This window comes from Pontiella desulfatans (assembly GCF_900890425.1).
In the GTDB taxonomy this organism is placed as follows: Bacteria; Verrucomicrobiota; Kiritimatiellia; order Kiritimatiellales; family Pontiellaceae; genus Pontiella; species Pontiella desulfatans.
In genome coordinates, this window is sequence record NZ_CAAHFG010000001.1 from 177,362 (window position 1) to 192,751 (window position 15,390).

Consider the following 15,390-nt stretch of genomic DNA (forward strand, 5'->3'; position numbering starts at 1 on the left):
CGCGGCGGTTTTTGATTTTTAAGAAGGAGAGAGTTGAATGAAGATATTGGTGGTAGGCAACGGCGGGCGCGAGCATACGCTGGCATGGAAACTGGCGAACGACAGCGCCAAACCGGAAATTTTCTGCACGCCCGGCAACGCCGGAACGGCCGGGTTGGGAACCAACCTCGGGTTCGGGGCAACCGACCTCGACGGCATCCAGGGCTGGTGTGCCGAAAACAAACCCGACCTCGTCGTGATTGGCCCGGAAGCGCCGCTCTGCGCCGGATTGACCGACGTACTCGAAGCCGATGGCATCCGCGTATTCGGCCCCAGCAAAGCGGCCGCCGAGATGGAAGGCTCCAAGCAGTTTGCCAAGGAAATCATGAAAGCGGGTGGCGTGCCCACTTCGGCCTACGAAACCTTCACCGACCCCGACGAAGCCTGCGTCTATGTCCGCGAACGCGGCGCGCCGATCGTCATCAAGGCCGACGGCCTCGCGGCGGGCAAGGGCGTAACCGTGGCCGAAACCGTCGAGCAGGCCGAAGCCGCCATCCGCGATGCGCTCGAAGGCAACGCCTTCGGCGATGCCGGGAGCCGCGTCGTGATCGAAGACTTCCTCGTTGGCGAAGAGGCCTCCATCCTCGCGCTGATCGACGGCGAAAACGTGGTGATGCTCGCCTCCTCGCAGGATCACAAACGCATCTTCGAAAAGGACGAAGGCCCGAACACCGGCGGCATGGGCGCCTATTCCCCGGCCTCCATCGTCAACGAAACCGTTTTGAAAAAGGTGAAGGAAGAGGTCTACGACCGTACGCTGGCCGAGCTGAAAAAGCGCGGCATCACCTACAAAGGCGTGCTCTACGCCGGCCTGATGATCGAAAACGACCAGCCGAGCGTGGTTGAGTTCAACTGCCGCTTCGGCGATCCCGAAACGCAGTGCGTGCTGGCCCGCTGGGACGGCGACATGCTCCCGGCCATCAACGGCGTCATCGACGGCAACCTTTCCGAAGAGATGATCCGGTGGAAGGACGAGCACAGCGTCTGTGTCGTCATGGTGGCCGGTGGCTATCCGGGCGACTATGCGAAAGGCGAAGAGATTGAAAACCTAGGGAAGGCCAACGCGGTCGACGACACCGTCGTCTTCCATGCCGGAACCGCGCTCGACGGCGACAAAGTGGTCACGGCCGGTGGCCGTGTGCTGGGCATCACCTCGCTCGGCAAGGATTTGCCGGACGCGCTTTCCAAGGCCTACATCGCCGTCGAAACCATCAGCTTCAAGGACGCCTTCTACCGCAACGACATCGCCCACCGCGAACTGAAGCGGTTGGGCATCGACCTTAACAACGAATAGGAGAGGTAATCATGGCAACAAAGAAAAAACCTACCGTGGCCATCGTGATGGGTAGCAAAACCGACTGGCCCACGCTTGAGTTCACGGTCAAGACGCTGAAGGAGTTCGGCATCGAAAGCACCGTCAAGGTGATGTCCGCGCACCGCACGCCGCATGAAGCGGCCGACTTTGCGGAAAACGCGGCGAAGAATGGATATAAAGTGATCATCGGCGCCGCCGGTGGCGCGGCCCACCTCTGCGGTGTACTGGCCGGGCACACCATCCTTCCGGTCATCGGAATTCCGGTGAAGGGCTGGGCGCTCGACGGCATGGATTCGCTGCTTTCCACCGTGCAGATGCCCAAGGGCGTTCCGGTCGCCACCGTCGCCATCGGCAAGGCCGGCGCCATCAATGCCGCCATCCTGGCCGTTCAGATGATGGCCATCGGCGATGCAGCGCTGAAGCGCAAACTCACCGCCTACAAGAAAACGATGGCCGCCGAAGTGCTGAAATCCGATGCCGAGCTCCAGGCCGAGCTCAATGCGTAGTTCGTGACGAGTGACGATTGAATCGTGAAAACAGCGGTTGACTTCGGTTGGCCGCTGTTTTTGTTTCCGCCTCGCGCCTCCGCATCTTCCAATGGCTGGATTTTCCGGTCATTGGTTTTTTGCTTTGACCGCCTGAATTATGAGCTTGTCAAATTGAATGTTATAACTGGAGTTATTACATGGCTTATAAAACTAAAATCAGAAAAATTGGTAACTCCCTCGGGATCGTTCTTCCGAAGGAAGCGCTTCTGGCAATGAAAGTGGAGGAGGGCGCTACGCTGTACATTACTGAAGCACCGAAAGGTGCATTGCTGGTAACCCCGGAGGAAGAAGATTTCATCGATATGATGGAACTTGCGGAGAAGGGGATGCAGAAATACCGCAATGCTCTTCGGGAACTTGCCAAATGAAGGAACCACGCTGGATAACACCGGCGGTTATTCATGCGATGCATGAAGAGTTGCTTGCCCGTTTTGGTGGTTTGTCCGGGGTGCGTGATGAAGGCATGTTGGCTTCTGCTTTGGGGAGTCCGAAAAAATCATTCGCCTACAAGGGTTCATCCCTTTACGAACAGGCGGCAGACTATGCCGTTGGAATCGTGAAAAACCATCCGTTTGTGGATGGGAATAAGCGCACAGGATTTATGGCGGCTTATGTTTTCCTTCTGGCAAATGGGAAAAATTTCAGCACGACGGAGGAAGCGGTCGTACTTCAAACCTTATCCCTCGCCGCCGGCGAAATCAGCGGCGCAGAGTATGCCCTATGGCTTGAGGACTCGTGTGAATGACCAAGTTGACGATTGAAGCGTAATGCTTCAGTTGTCATGTAGTACCGGTCTCGAGTCAGGAATCACTTTTCCACGCCGAACTTGGCGAGGATTTTTTCCATCAGGCACCATTTGGTGATGCCGGACTGCAGCAGGTTGGCCCCGACGAATACGGTGAACCACATCCAGTTGGGGTGGACATAGTGGGTGAGGGCCACTGAGGCAAGAATCATTATTCCTGCGATGACACGAATCCAGTTTTCCATTTTCATTTCACTACCTCTCCTTGAATATTAATAATTTCTAATATAGATGCTTCGAGGTGGATTTCGTTCAAATTATTTTGAGTTAATGTCTCCTCCGCAACGGACAGGAAAGTAGCTCGCATATCCGATGCGAGTGCCCCGGTGGTCGGGTGTGCTTCTCCCATACGAAACCGTGAATCGGATAAACGCGCTTCAGCCTGGTAACAGTGGTTTCCACAAGTCCCATTCGAATTTTACTGCCTCGTTTGCTTCGGTTCGAATGTTGCATCTAAATTGACGGCCGTCAATTTAGATGCGACATCTTAGTCCAGAATCCGTCGGGTTCCTGGCCGATGCTCCGCCACATTGAAAAGCGTTTACTTAATAATCACTAGCTGTTTGCTGGAAACGTTATAGTAAATCGACGTGTATTCCCGTCCGGAACTTTCTACTACCAAATAGGCCCATTTTTCCAGTGGTGTGGCTCGAAGATCTACTCCGGCTTCAGGGAGATCGCGCTCGGCTTTGTAGCGCATCATATGGAGGCTGTTCCCTGAAATTTTCATCTCGATACCAACGATTGATGCTTCAGAAAAACGCTTTTTGAATTCCGGATGGGCGATTGTTTCCTTGAATGCCATGTCAATATCTTCGGCCATGATTTCGGTATGAACAACATCCGGCTCCAAGATGGGGAAAATCGTTTTGATTTTGCAGGGGTGCCCATATTCTTCAATAGGTATGAACGTAGCGCGCCATTCGGGTTCCTCGAAGTCGATTCCATATGTGCTTCGTCCTCTGAAGTCGGAAGCTTCCTCCAGCTTGAAGTACTTCTGGAATCGCTTATTCAGGGCGCTCTTTTCGTAGGCTTCCAAACCCTTGCTAGCGGCTTCCGTTTCCCTTTCTTCACATACTTCGGTAAAGCTTCTCGCGTAGGAATCGTGTTGAGTTTCAATTATATCTCCGGTTTCAACGTCGAACAGATATCTGGTTTTATCGATCATTGTCAGACAGAAATTATGGTTTGAAATCCGGTCGGAAAAGGACTGCTTGAATGGTCGCCACTGGTAGTAAATGACGGAATCACTCAAGGAGGCAGGGTCTTTTATTAGATCGCACACGCGATACTGTTTTAGCAATGTGCCCCGGTCGTAGAATGCCACAGCAATGTCGGTATGTTTCTCTTGGTCACATGAATGCGGATCAAGGCTGACGAAATAGCGCCCGTCATCGGAGATGAATCCTTCGTAGGCATACCACCCGGAAGTTTCCCACTGTTTCGTGAGCTTGCCGTCCGAGTCCATTGTGTAGGCAATTCCCTGCGGTCTCTTGGCCGGGTTGAGTTCGTTGCCGCTGGAATTCCATTCGGGTGAGATCATTTTGAAAAGGGCGGTTCCTCCTGCGGAGGATTTCATCCAAGGGTTTTGCGTTAGTTCATCGTCAGCAGTGGATGACAACACCGATGCAATTAGAATGGCTGGAGCAAGACGGCGCAACTGGATCATATGTCCCATTTTTAAATCTGATCCTCCATGACTAGGTCTGTTGCAGTTATGGTGACGGCCGTCACTATAACTGCAACAAATAGTTCCAGAATCCTTCGGGCTCCTGGCCGATGCGCCAGCAGGCGATGCCGCGGATGGGGCGCTGGGCATAGAGGTCGTATTTGGCCTTGAGCGACTGCTGGGTTTCGTAGTGGACGTTGATGGTGACGGTTTGCTGAAAGCTGTAGTGGCCGCAATCTTCCGTCCAGGTGGATTTGATGCCCTTTTTTGAAAGCTCATCGACGATCTCGCGGTTCTTATAGGCCTTGGCGAGGGAGGGGGTTTGCCAGCCCCGGCCGTAGAGCGGGACGCCCATGACGAGCTTGTCGGCGGGAATGGTTTTGAGGGCGTAGGCATAGATGTCGCGGCACCAGGGCAGGGAGGCGATGGGCCCGTGGGAGCCGCCGCGGTAGTGCTCGTCGTAGGCCATGACCACGACGCGGTCGGCGATCATGCCGATGAAGGGATAGTCGAACGCATCGGTGGGGTTCTTGCGCTTGTGCTCCTCCCAGCGCGCCATGACGGCCACGCTGAACAGCTTGCCTTTGGGCAGGGCTTTTTTTACGGCGGCGAGAAAGTTGAGGTAGTTGGTGCCATCGGTTGAGCTCACGCTTTCGATGTCGATCTGAACGCCGTCGAAGGGGCCGCAGCGCTCGACGATGCCGTCGATGATCCGCTGGCGGAAGGGGAGCTTGGGGTCGAGATAGATGTGGGCGAGGGTGGTGCTCCAGGGAATGGTGACGACGAGGTGGTAGCGGGTGCCGCGATTCGCGCCGGGCAGGGCGGGGGGCGAGGTGTGGCCGCCGGAGAGGTTGCCGTCGCCATCGACCGCGGCGCTGAAGCAGCCGACATCGGTGATGGGCGATTGGGCCGGGAAATATTTTTCCTCGCCCTTCATGAGATAGGCCCAGGTTTCGGGGAAGGGTTTTGCCTGCCCGGCGATCGCGGACAGGCAGAGTAAAACGGCGATGATCTGCTTATTCATGCACCCACGGTAGGTGGGTGCATGGATTGTGTCAAGGACAGGGCGGTTGCCTATGCGGCGCCGGCCTGCTCCTCGTTTTCCTTCGAGGGCATGACGATGTTGGAGCCGGAGCGCTCGAACGGGAAGACGACCGAGAGGGCCGTGATTCCGGCATCGCGGTATTCCAGTTTGGCTTCGCCCCCGAGCATGCCGATGTATCGACGGGCAAGGGTGAGGCCATATTTCATGTCGATCACGCCTTCGGCTTCCGATTCGAAGATGTCCGAGAGCAGGTCGTCGCGCGCTTCGGTTGGCGTGTAGGTCAGTTCGAAGGCAATGTTCATGCCGTTGCTATCGGCCGACTTGCGCGTGGCGTGGAGGCCAATGCGGCCCTTTTTCGTCTGTTCCAGGGCATAGCCCAGCAGGATTGACATCACCTTGCGCAGTTTCTGCCCGTCGGTGGTCACATATTTCGGCACGTTGTTGGCCGCCTGGTATTGGGCAAAACTTACCGCAAAGAACAGTTTCTTGGTTTCCACGCGGTGGCAGAACTGCCGGTCAACCTCGGCCATCAGGCCGTGCAGGTCGCACGGGGTGGGGTTCACATCGTCGCTTCCATCGGCAAGGTGGGTGAGTTCGGCGCGGTAGTTCATCATATCGATCAACGAGCGGCAGCTATGGTTGGCGTTTGCCAGGTTGCCCTTTTGCTCGTGGGTCAGGTTGTCGGCCTGTTCCAGGATGACGGTCGATTTGACCACCGGGTTGAGGGCGGTCTGCACGGTATCGTTGAGTTCATCGACCAGCGTGCTGTTCCTGCGGCTGATTTCCTGGACTTCGGCCAGCGACTTCTTGAGTTCCGCCTGGTGTTCCAGCTTGATGCTTGCGAGTTTTTTCTCGATCTCCGTCATCTGCTCCGCTGCCTGCTCCCGCTCTTCCTTCAGGGAGGCGAGTGCCTGGTCGCGTTGCCCGATGGTTTGTTCGGCATCCTCGAGCTGCTGCATGATCGTGGTCTCGTTCTGGCGATATTCCTCGACCTGCTTGGTCAGGTTCCGGGTTTGCTCAAGCACCAGTCCATCGGCGTTTTCCTGGCTGGCTTCGAAAGCCACCTGCAGCTCCCGGAGTGCGTTCTCGGCATCCTGGCGGAATCCGGTTTCCGCCTTGAGGTCTTCGATCAACTTATTGACTTCCTCTTGCTGGGTGGCCACGCGGCGCTCAAGCTGCTGTTCCTTGGCGGAACGTTCCTTCTCCGATTTGCGCAACTGTTCAAGCTCCTTTTTCAGGGTCTCGGTTTTCTTGGCAACAAAGGCATCCTGCCCTTCCGACTGCTGCTTGAATTTGTCTTGAGCCGCCTTGTAGGCATCGACCACCTTGCGGTATTCACGCGCCGCCTTGGTCAGGTCTTCGTTGCGTAGTTCGAGGTTCTTTTCAACGTCGTTCTTCTCGTCGTTCACCTCGGCCAGTTGGGTCTTCAGTTCCTCTTTCGCCTTTTCCATGAACATGAGCTGGCGCTGGAGCTCCTCGGTTTCCTTCGCAATCACTTTCGATTGGTCGGTCGAGAGCTGCTTGAGGCTCGCCTGTGTTTCGGTAAGCGTGGCTTCGACCGTCTGTATGTGCCGGCGCATTTGTTCGAGTTCGGCATCGCGCTGCTGCAGGGTTTCCTCCAGGGCTTCCTTTTGTTGTTCGAGATCGCCGGCGCGTTTGCGCAGTTTGACTTCGTCCAGGCGGATTTCGGCAATATTGAGGTGGAGTTTCTGGGTTTGCCGGTCCACCAGGCTCTGTTGCCGTTTGGTCAACTGTTCCATCTTCTGTTCGATCTGCTGCTTCTCGACTTCCGCCCCTTCGCGCGCCTGAATCTGTTCGGCATATTCCCGCGCTTTCAGGTTCAGGGAATCCTCGAGTTCCTTAATGCGCCCTTCGAGATCCTTTTCATGCTGGCGCAGGGCCTTTTCGCGAATCTGCTTCTTGGCCAGCTCCTGCTTGATCGATTTGGTTTCCTGTTCGAGCCTTTGGCTGAACTGCTGACGTAGCGCGTCGAGTTCTTCCATGCTCTGGATCAGCTTTTCGGCGGCGGCCTTGCGTTCGCCCACTTCGAGCTCAAGCTCTTCCGCATGCTGTTCCGTCATGCGTTTAACCTGTTCCTGCGTGCTTTCCAGGAATTCCTTGGTTTTGGCGAGTTGTTTCTCGGCTTTGGTGCGGGCCGTGTGTTCGGCATCGAATTCGGTTTTGTTCGTTTCGGTCAGCTGTTCGATTTCCTGTTCGCGGGCCGATGAAAGCTCGTTGAGCTCCCTGCGCACCTTTTCCAGCGCATTCTGGCTGGCGCCAAGGCGGGCCTCGGCCTGTTCGCGCAGATTGGTTTCGTGTTCGTAGTGCTCGCAGATCTGCTTATGGTTGTCTTCGGCCTTGCGCAGTTCGTCTTCCTTGATGGAAAGCAGTTCCTCCCATTTCTTGCGCTTGTCGGTCTCGGCATCGAGTTCCGCCAGGCGCTTGGCCAGCTGCTCCTCGAGCTGTTCCTGGCGGGCAAGCAAAACCTGCTCGCTGCGACGCAGGGCTTCTTCGGCTCGTTTTCGTTCGGAAAGGTGTTGCTTGAACTCGTGTTCGCGGTTGCTCTTTTCGGCTTCGGCCACCTTGAGTTTCTGAATGGTTTCGGAAAGGGAGGTGGTGCTCTTGCCATAGTCGATGCGCGACTGGGCCAGCTCGCCTTTCGCATGTTTGAGCTGTTTTTCGAGCTCGCCGCGGTAGTGGTGGTATTCCTCTTCCTTTTTCTTGCGCTCGGAGACATCGAGCGAAAGCCCGACGACGCCTTCCACCAAGCCTTCCGTAGAGACCAACGGGATTTGGACCGTTTCCATCCAGCCGGATTTCGCGCGGGCTTCGTAGGGACGCTCCGAGCGGAAGAGTTTGCCGGACTTCATGGTGTCGATGGCGGATTGATCGTGGTCGCGCGGGGTGGCCGGCATCACTTCGAAAATGGTTTTTCCAATCCACTCTTCCTGCGGGATGCCGGTGCGGTCGGCCAGTTTTTTGCTGGCATAGAGGTAGCGGCAGCGGGTGTCCTTGACGTGCACATCCGCCGGCAGGGAGTTGAGGATGCGGTGCATGAACTCGACTCTGCTCGAAAGCTCCGCTTTTTCGCGCTTCTGCATGCTGATGTTGCGGTGCGAACCCCAGATGCCAACGAGTTTTTTATCCTCGATGATCCCAACGATATTGTTGGTGAGATTGATTCGGTTCCCGCTCAAGTCCTGGCGAATGGATTCGAGATCGATGGACTTGTAGCCGTCCTCGACGAAGGCCCTGATGGTCTCGTTGTTCCTGAATGCCCCCACGCCATCTTTGAGTTCGTTGATCGATTTTCCAAGCAGATCCTTGGGTTTGGCTCCATACATTGCGGCAAACGTATCGTTGCAGTCGGCCAGGACAACGTTTTCCATGATGGCTTCGGCCATCTTGTCGGGGGAGGATGATAGGGCGATGGGCGTTTTCGGGGCCAGCTGGTAGAACCCCTCGATGGTCTCGGCCACAAAGTGTTCATAGCGGGCGGTGGCCGCCTGTTCCGCCAGTTGGGCTTCATGGAACTGGGTCACGTCCGTTACCCAGCCGATGAAGCTTTCCACTTCCTTCTTTTCGTTGAAGATCTTGTTGGCCCGGCAGGAAACATGGACATCGCGTTCCTTGGCCTGGCGGAAGCGAAACACCTCGTTGAAGGTTCCGTTGTTTTCCACGAATGAATTCCATGCGGTTTGGAATGCCTCGCGGTCGTCGGGGTGGATGGCGCTGGCAAGCCCTTCCTTCAGTGCCTTTTTCGGGTAGAGGCCCGACATTTCCTGGAGGGAGGTGTTGATGTAGGTGCATTTCCCGAAAACATCCATCTGGAACATGCCGACATGGGCGTCGAAAAGAATGTTCTGGTAACGGTCGGCCGTCGATTTTAATTCGTGTTTGGAAAGCTCCAGCTGCTGATTGCTTTCCACCAGTCGCTTCCGGGTGCTTCCCAACTCGCTCGTGACATCCTTCAGCTGCAGGCTGGCGGTGTGGAAGCGCCGCTGGAACAGGAAAAACATGACGATGGAGATAATCAGCATGAAGCCAATGATGAGGTAGCTCGTCAGGCTCATTTCCACGGGCAGCATGTTTGCCAACGTGGTTTGGGCAAACGCGGCCGTCGGTAGGGCAACCAGCCCGAACAACAGTGATTTTCTTTTCCACGACATCGCTTCGCTTTTCATTTTCATATTTCCTGCCTTACCATTTTGGACGCTAATCAATCCCCATTCCAAAAGCACTTTACATGCCAAGGACGGCGCCGTGTGAAGCTGGCTGAGGTGGGTGGTTGAGTCATTATCACACCTCACAAGGTGTGATAATCACCGCCTAGCGGTTCTTTTGGAAAAGCAAGAGGAGTCCGGCCATGAAAACCGTGTAGCCGGATAGTTTGGCTGAGGGAGTTGAAGCCGTTTGCGGAGTTTTCCCATCGGGACCGGGAGGCGGTTGCGCCATGTTGGGCCGGTCCATGGGAGGCGGTTCGGGGGCCTCGAATGGAGGCCGCGTGGTGGGGGGATGCGGTTGCCGGTTTGCCGGGGCCAAGTTGGCAAAGGCCGGTGGAATTGTTGCTGCGCCGATGGCGAGCATCAATTGCATTGCATTCTTGCGGTTGTACCTTGTCGGGGCCATGTTGTTCTTGGCATGGATGCGGCGTGCCGCGCGGTTCCACTTGGGGAACCGGGAGACGGGCTCCCGATTCCCGGTGTGCCTAGCCTTCTTTGTCCAGATCCTTGGGGGAGCGGCGCAGCACAAGCAGTACGGTGCCGAAAAACACGATGTAGCCCGCCACCCTGGGGCCCTGCGGGGCTGCGTCCGCCATGGCGGGTGCTGCCGGTTGGGCCGGGGCTGTTGCAACCGGGGCCTGCGACGGTTGGGTGGTCTGCATCGTCTTTAACAGCGACTCGAGTTTGGGCTTGGCGGACGACGAGGCTACCGAACCCGTGGAGTTGACCTCGATACGGTCGATGGCCGCAAGCAGGGCTTTCTGGGTTTTGATCGAGTTGTCGTTGCGCTCGTCTTCGGCGCGGATGATCATCATGTTGTCTTGGATGACCGGGGGGAGGAGCCGGCAACCGGGGGCGGCCACCAGTCGTTTCTCCACAATCATCTTTTTGATGGCATCCTTTTTCTTTGCCGGATGCAGGTTGTGTTCTATCCGCACGGTGCCCGTATCCCCGACGATCAGTTTGCGACTGGTGTCGGCCAGGAAAACGTCGAACGGGTTTTCCTGCGTTTCGATGCGGACGGTGCCGCCCAGCACATGGATTTCGGCGGATCCGCCGGCATTGGCCCGGGTCTCGAGTTCCAATCCGGTGATGCGGTAGGTGGAATTCCCCTTAACATAGACCTGGCCCGTTCCGTTTCCGTCGTTGCCGATGGATAAGACGCCGGTAACCGTGGAACGATCCTTCAAGGTGACCGAACCTTTGCTGGCCGAGGTGCCGAATCCCTTGGCGGACAAGGCAAGGCGTCCGTTGAGCGACAAGTTGTCGTTGAGCGTTAGGTTTGCGAATCCGGTGGCCGATGCGGGCACGTTGATGGTGCGCTGGTGGGGCACGGGATTTTGCAGGTTGATGTTTCCATTTCCACGCAACGAAAGTTCTTCTCCGTACAGGTGCATGCCGTTGTTGAGATAAACGCTGCTGTTGACGGTGACCACGCTGGTGGCTTCGCGGAAGTGGACGGCCTCGTCGCCGGTCGGCGTGTGCATCAGCTTCCACTTATAACGGTCCATCCAGTCCGCACCTTCAACGCTGCCGCGCCATTGGTTGACCGAACCTTGCGCATTCGCAAACATGGCCGCACCAACGACCAGGCCGATCACGACTCCCTTAATCCTATGATCTTGTCTTTTCATTTTCATACCTTTGTTTTGCACTCCCATTGTGACGGGCCTTTTGAAGCAGGATGCATGCCGGATTTGGGAAGAATCGAAAATGCGTGGGGCGGGTAAGGAAAATTGCATTCGTTTTGATTTGTGGCATGCATGATGCTTGATACCGACTGCAGATTTTGAAAACCGAAACATGAAGGTTAGGGAACAATGAGCATCAAACAGCAAACATTAATATCGAAGGACAACGGCAAGTTGCAGCTTCCTTATGCCGATTACATGGCCATCATGGAGAAAGCCCGTGAAGGCAAGCGTATCCGGCAGGCCAAGGAAGTTGCGCTGGCGAGCCTCATGAACTTCCTGGGAGGGGAGTCTCGGGGCGAGGTTCCGGCCGGAGCGAAGAAAGAGGAACGACCGGTTGCGGAAAAAGCCGCCGCGGTCGAGCCCAAGCCAGCTCCCGAGCCGGTTAAACCCCAGCCTGCTCCAAAAGCGGAGAAGGTCTCGATTGAATTCGAGGCCGAGAAGCAACCGGCAAAAGCGCCAAAGGCGCGTAAAATGGCCGAAGGCATCGATGTCCCGCCGATCAAGAAGGATATTTCCGACCATTTCAACAAGCACGACGAGTCCGGCCGTCTGTTCAGCGTTTTCAAGCAATACTACACCTGCCTCAACGACACGTGCGGCGGAACGGTCCGCGTGACCATGAAGGATGGCTTCTGCAGCCTGTGGAACTATGACGAATGGGAAGAGTTCGCCTTCGTCGATATGTTCGAGGGGCATCTGCGCATCGCGCTCGATCCGCGCTATACCGACGAGTTGAAAGCGCTCAGCCTGTGCGAAGTGCCGCGCCTGCTTTCGAGTCGACACAACCTGGTGTGTGTCCAGGTCGATGATTTGAACAACACCATGCTCGCTGTTTTGGTCAAGGCTTTCGAGGAAGTCGGCCTGACCGCTAGTTAGGGAATGGAAGGGAGAAACATGAAAGCAAATAAAACAATGAACATAGTCATGTCCGCGGCCGCCGCCGCGGTGCTTCTGGCCGTCAACGTGGGAGTTTGGCTGGCTGCGAGCAAGGGTGCGATTGCGCCGATCGACAACATGATGTTGTGGGGCGGATTTGTCGTGCTCAACGTCGTGTCCATTCTATGGGCGATCAGCCTGCTGGGCCTCCAGCCGCTGGTGGTTTCGCTATCCTATGTGGTTGGCGGCTTCCTGGCGTTCAAGGGGGTCCGCGGAATGGAAGGAATCAACGTGGCCGAAATTGCCACCGCCGGCGCCACCTATGGTGCATTCGGCGCGCTGGCCATTGGCAATGCAACCGTGAAAGTTCGCTTGGCCTTTTTCAACAAGGGGCAGGTGCCTTTCATCTTCATCATTGTCGGGTTGCTGGTGGTCGATGCCGGGCTCAATAGCCAGGTGTCCACGGCCGGTGGAAGCGTCCTGCTCAACGCGGTGGTCTTCCCCTTCGTGTTGGCCGGTGTAATCATCGGCCTCATTTGGTCCGTGCTCAATCGTTTTGGAATCGGCCATAAGCCCAGCGAAGTGATTGCCATGGCCGATGCCGCCGCAGAAACCCTCGAGGCCGTCCCGGCGGAAGCCGTCGCCTCCGAAAAACTGGTGATCCAGATGCCCGCGCATGCCGTTGTGGAAGAGGATGAACCCGTACCGGCCATTGCCGCCAAGAAGGTGAAAGCGCCTAAACCGGTCGAGCAACCCAAGCCGGAGCCTGTCGTGATGCAAGCCGCGCCGGTGGTGGAAGAGAAGGTCGAAGAGGAACACTTCTTCCCGCTCGAAATCGACAAGGACGACGATTATGAAGACGAAAAGCCCGAAACCGACTTTTCCATGCCGACGTTCGATGCGGGCCTCTATGCATCCGGCTCCATGGACGACGAGGGTGGCGTGATGGTCGAAGAGCCGGCGGTGTCGGTGGCACTCGACCTCGATAGCGAACCCGCAGCTGAACTTTCGCAAGAGGCGCCTGTTAAGCAGGCCGTCCAGCCCGATCCCGAGCCCGCCCAGATACCCAAGCCGGAAAAAGCCAAAAACGATGATTGGCTCGGAGGCCACCTCGATCTGCTGAACAAGCTGAAAAAATAAAAAATAATAAAAGGTTAAAAAACCAAGGAGCAAGTCATGGATAACGATAATGTACAGATCTTCTACGATGGCAACGGAAACGCCGTCGCCGTCCAGATGCCCATCTCGGATTATGAAAAGATCATCAAAAGCGCCAAGGAAGCCGTAGAGGCCAAGGACGCGATTGCCAAGGCCGTGGACGCCCTTCAAGGCGTACTCTAGGCATGGAATTTCATCCTCCCCTGGGTTTTCCGGTGCATGGCCACGTGCCACGCATTGGGAACCCCCTTTTTTTGTCCTGCGGGCATTGATAGAAAACGTTTCCATTTTGTCCATAGAGCAAGAGTGGGAGCGTTCTCTGGATGGGCAAGGGCAGCAAGGACTGCGCTCCGTTTCCAGCAGTTGGAAATCGCCCAGACTTCCGTACGTTGGAAAGGATGGAAATGAAACTTCTTTATCGATGGTTGTTTGTGGTTGCGGTTGCCTGGGTGGTTGCCGATAGGGCGGAGTCCGCCCAAAGCAAGGCCAGCGCCCGGATCGACCGGCTGGTTTTCAATAAGCTCGATGAACTGGGCATTCCGCCCTCCGATCCGTGCTCCGACGAAGTCTTCCTCCGGCGCGTCTACCTCGATATGACCGGCACCCTGCCGACCCGTAAGGAGGCTCGCCTCTTCCTGGCCAGCAACGGCACCAACAAGCGGGACGAACTCATCGAGGATCTTTTCGAACGTCCCGAGTTCGCCGACTACTGGGCCCTGAAATGGTGCGACCTGCTGCGGGTCAAGGCCGAGTTCCCCAGCAAGCTCTGGCCCAACGCCGTCCAAGCCTACCACCGCTGGGTGCGCACCGCGCTCTTCAACAACATGCCCTACGACGAATTCGCCCGGGCCATGCTCACCTCGAGCGGTAGCAATTTCCGCGTCGCGCCGGTCAACTTCTACCGAGCCATGCCCAAGCGCGAGCCGGAGTCGATCGCCCAGATCGTGGCGCTCACCTTCATGGGCATGCGCACCGACAGCTGGAAACCCGAAGACCGCAAAGGCATGGCCGCCTTCTTCGGCAGTGTCGGCTACAAGGGCACCGCCGAGTGGAAGGAAGAGATTGTCTTCTTCGACCCCACCAAAAGCTACGTCGATCCCGAAACCAAAAAACCCGTCGAGGCGCGCCTGCCCGACGGCACCGTGATCGAACTCTCGTCGACCCGCGACCCGCGCCTCGATTTTTCCGACTGGCTGGTCGATAGCAATGTGTTTGCACACAACGTCGTCAACCGGATCTGGTACTGGTTGCTGGGGCGCGGCATCGTCCACGAGGCCGATGATATCCGCGACGACAACCCGCCGCAGAACGCGGCCCTGCTCGACTTCCTTTCCAAGGAGCTCGTCGCCAGCAACTACGACCTGCGGCACATCTACCGTATCATCCTCAACTCGAAGGTCTACCAGCTCGCCTCCATCCACAACGAGGGGAACCTTTCGGACGAAGCCAACTTTTCCCGCTACTATGTCCGCCGCCTCGGCGCCGAGGTGTTGATCGACGCCATCTGCCAGATCACCAAGACCACCGAATCCTACTCCTCGCAAATCCCCGAACCCTTCACCTTCATTCCGGAAAAGGAGCGTTCCATCAAGTTGTCGGACGGCAGCATCACCAGCCCGTTCCTCGACCTCTTCGGCCGCCCGCCCCGCGACACCGGCTACGAATCCGAGCGCAACAACACCCCGTCGAGCTCGCAAAAGCTGCATATGCTGAATTCATCGCACATCCAACTGAAAATCCTCAACAACAAGGAACTCGTCGGCATGTACTTCGAGAAACAGGACGGCACCGACAAAAAGGGCAACGCGAAGAAGCCCAGGACGGCTTGGCATCCCCCCGAAAAAACCATCGAAAACATGTACTTATCGATCCTTTCGCGCTATCCTACTGCGCAGGAGAAAAGAACCGCCTTGGCCTATTTCCATGAAAGCGATAGCCGAACGGAAGCAGGCGTGGATGTTGCGTGGGCGCTTTTGAATACGAAGGAATTCATTTACAAACATTGATCCAGGAGGTCG

General features: G+C 56.5%; 13 protein-coding genes. 8 read left to right on the forward strand and 5 right to left on the reverse strand.

Annotation, left to right across the window (positions count from 1 at the left end):
* Window positions 1-37: 37 nt before the first annotated feature.
* From purD to E9954_RS00765, 4 genes are all read left to right on the forward strand, one after another.
* Window positions 38-1,333: a phosphoribosylamine--glycine ligase gene (gene purD / locus E9954_RS00750; protein WP_136077348.1), complete on the forward strand. Its 1,296-nt coding sequence runs from the start codon at window positions 38-40 to the stop codon at window positions 1,331-1,333.
* An 11-nt stretch (window positions 1,334-1,344) separates the two neighbouring features.
* On the forward strand, window positions 1,345-1,860 hold the full coding sequence (gene purE / locus E9954_RS00755) for a 5-(carboxyamino)imidazole ribonucleotide mutase (RefSeq protein WP_136077349.1): 516 nt from the start codon (window positions 1,345-1,347) through the stop codon (window positions 1,858-1,860).
* Between the two features lie 179 nt (window positions 1,861-2,039).
* A complete protein-coding gene (locus E9954_RS00760; RefSeq protein ID WP_136077350.1) occupies window positions 2,040-2,270 on the forward strand; it encodes an AbrB/MazE/SpoVT family DNA-binding domain-containing protein in 231 nt (76 codons plus the stop codon).
* The gene (locus E9954_RS00765; protein ID WP_136077351.1) at window positions 2,267-2,647 is read left to right on the forward strand and encodes a type II toxin-antitoxin system death-on-curing family toxin; all 381 of its coding nucleotides are present in this window, start codon (window positions 2,267-2,269) and stop codon (window positions 2,645-2,647) included. Before E9954_RS00760 ends, E9954_RS00765 begins: the two co-directional genes overlap by 4 nt.
* 62 nt (window positions 2,648-2,709) lie before the next feature.
* Here E9954_RS00765 and E9954_RS00770 read toward each other — a convergent pair whose 3' ends face one another.
* From E9954_RS00770 to E9954_RS00790, 5 genes are all read right to left on the reverse strand, one after another.
* Complete coding sequence (locus E9954_RS00770) at window positions 2,710-2,898, reverse strand: YgaP family membrane protein (protein ID WP_136077352.1); 189 nt, start codon at window positions 2,896-2,898, stop codon at window positions 2,710-2,712.
* Between the two features lie 350 nt (window positions 2,899-3,248).
* Window positions 3,249-4,385, reverse strand: a complete 1,137-nt coding sequence (locus E9954_RS00775; protein WP_136077353.1) for a hypothetical protein — start codon at window positions 4,383-4,385, stop codon at window positions 3,249-3,251.
* Window positions 4,386-4,440: 55 nt separating this feature from the next.
* Window positions 4,441-5,400, reverse strand: coding sequence for a glycosyl hydrolase family 18 protein (locus E9954_RS00780; RefSeq protein WP_136077354.1), 960 nt, complete (start codon window positions 5,398-5,400; stop codon window positions 4,441-4,443).
* Window positions 5,401-5,450: 50 nt separating this feature from the next.
* Window positions 5,451-9,605: a PAS domain S-box protein gene (locus E9954_RS00785; RefSeq protein ID WP_168441868.1), complete on the reverse strand. Its 4,155-nt coding sequence runs from the start codon at window positions 9,603-9,605 to the stop codon at window positions 5,451-5,453.
* Window positions 9,606-10,129: 524 nt separating this feature from the next.
* Window positions 10,130-11,278, reverse strand: coding sequence for a hypothetical protein (locus E9954_RS00790; RefSeq protein ID WP_136077356.1), 1,149 nt, complete (start codon window positions 11,276-11,278; stop codon window positions 10,130-10,132).
* Window positions 11,279-11,464: 186 nt separating this feature from the next.
* Here E9954_RS00790 and E9954_RS00795 point away from each other — a divergent pair, with 186 nt between their 5' ends.
* From E9954_RS00795 to E9954_RS00805, 4 genes are all read left to right on the forward strand, one after another.
* Window positions 11,465-12,214, forward strand: coding sequence for a hypothetical protein (locus E9954_RS00795; RefSeq protein ID WP_136077357.1), 750 nt, complete (start codon window positions 11,465-11,467; stop codon window positions 12,212-12,214).
* 18 nt (window positions 12,215-12,232) lie between these two features.
* The gene (locus tag E9954_RS00800) at window positions 12,233-13,354 is read left to right on the forward strand and encodes a hypothetical protein (protein WP_136077358.1); all 1,122 of its coding nucleotides are present in this window, start codon (window positions 12,233-12,235) and stop codon (window positions 13,352-13,354) included.
* A 36-nt stretch (window positions 13,355-13,390) separates the two neighbouring features.
* Window positions 13,391-13,555: a hypothetical protein gene (locus tag E9954_RS32190; RefSeq protein ID WP_168441869.1), complete on the forward strand. Its 165-nt coding sequence runs from the start codon at window positions 13,391-13,393 to the stop codon at window positions 13,553-13,555.
* A 221-nt stretch (window positions 13,556-13,776) separates the two neighbouring features.
* Window positions 13,777-15,378 carry a DUF1553 domain-containing protein gene (locus tag E9954_RS00805; RefSeq protein ID WP_168441870.1) on the forward strand — a complete coding sequence of 534 codons (1,602 nt, stop codon included), beginning with the start codon at window positions 13,777-13,779 and terminating at the stop codon, window positions 15,376-15,378.
* The last annotated feature ends 12 nt before the right edge of the window (window positions 15,379-15,390 follow it).

Coding starts and splice junctions, on each gene's coding strand:
- purD (WP_136077348.1), top strand. CDS start 38: ATGAAGATATTGGTGGTAGGCAACGGCGGGCGCGAGCATACGCTGGCA.
- purE (WP_136077349.1), top strand. CDS start 1,345: ATGGCAACAAAGAAAAAACCTACCGTGGCCATCGTGATGGGTAGCAAA.
- E9954_RS00760 (WP_136077350.1), top strand. CDS start 2,040: ATGGCTTATAAAACTAAAATCAGAAAAATTGGTAACTCCCTCGGGATC.
- E9954_RS00765 (WP_136077351.1), top strand. CDS start 2,267: ATGAAGGAACCACGCTGGATAACACCGGCGGTTATTCATGCGATGCAT.
- E9954_RS00770 (WP_136077352.1), bottom strand. CDS start 2,898: ATGAAAATGGAAAACTGGATTCGTGTCATCGCAGGAATAATGATTCTT.
- E9954_RS00775 (WP_136077353.1), bottom strand. CDS start 4,385: ATGGGACATATGATCCAGTTGCGCCGTCTTGCTCCAGCCATTCTAATT.
- E9954_RS00780 (WP_136077354.1), bottom strand. CDS start 5,400: ATGAATAAGCAGATCATCGCCGTTTTACTCTGCCTGTCCGCGATCGCC.
- E9954_RS00785 (WP_168441868.1), bottom strand. CDS start 9,605: ATGAAAAGCGAAGCGATGTCGTGGAAAAGAAAATCACTGTTGTTCGGG.
- E9954_RS00790 (WP_136077356.1), bottom strand. CDS start 11,278: ATGAAAAGACAAGATCATAGGATTAAGGGAGTCGTGATCGGCCTGGTC.
- E9954_RS00795 (WP_136077357.1), top strand. CDS start 11,465: ATGAGCATCAAACAGCAAACATTAATATCGAAGGACAACGGCAAGTTG.
- E9954_RS00800 (WP_136077358.1), top strand. CDS start 12,233: ATGAAAGCAAATAAAACAATGAACATAGTCATGTCCGCGGCCGCCGCC.
- E9954_RS32190 (WP_168441869.1), top strand. CDS start 13,391: ATGGATAACGATAATGTACAGATCTTCTACGATGGCAACGGAAACGCC.
- E9954_RS00805 (WP_168441870.1), top strand. CDS start 13,777: ATGAAACTTCTTTATCGATGGTTGTTTGTGGTTGCGGTTGCCTGGGTG.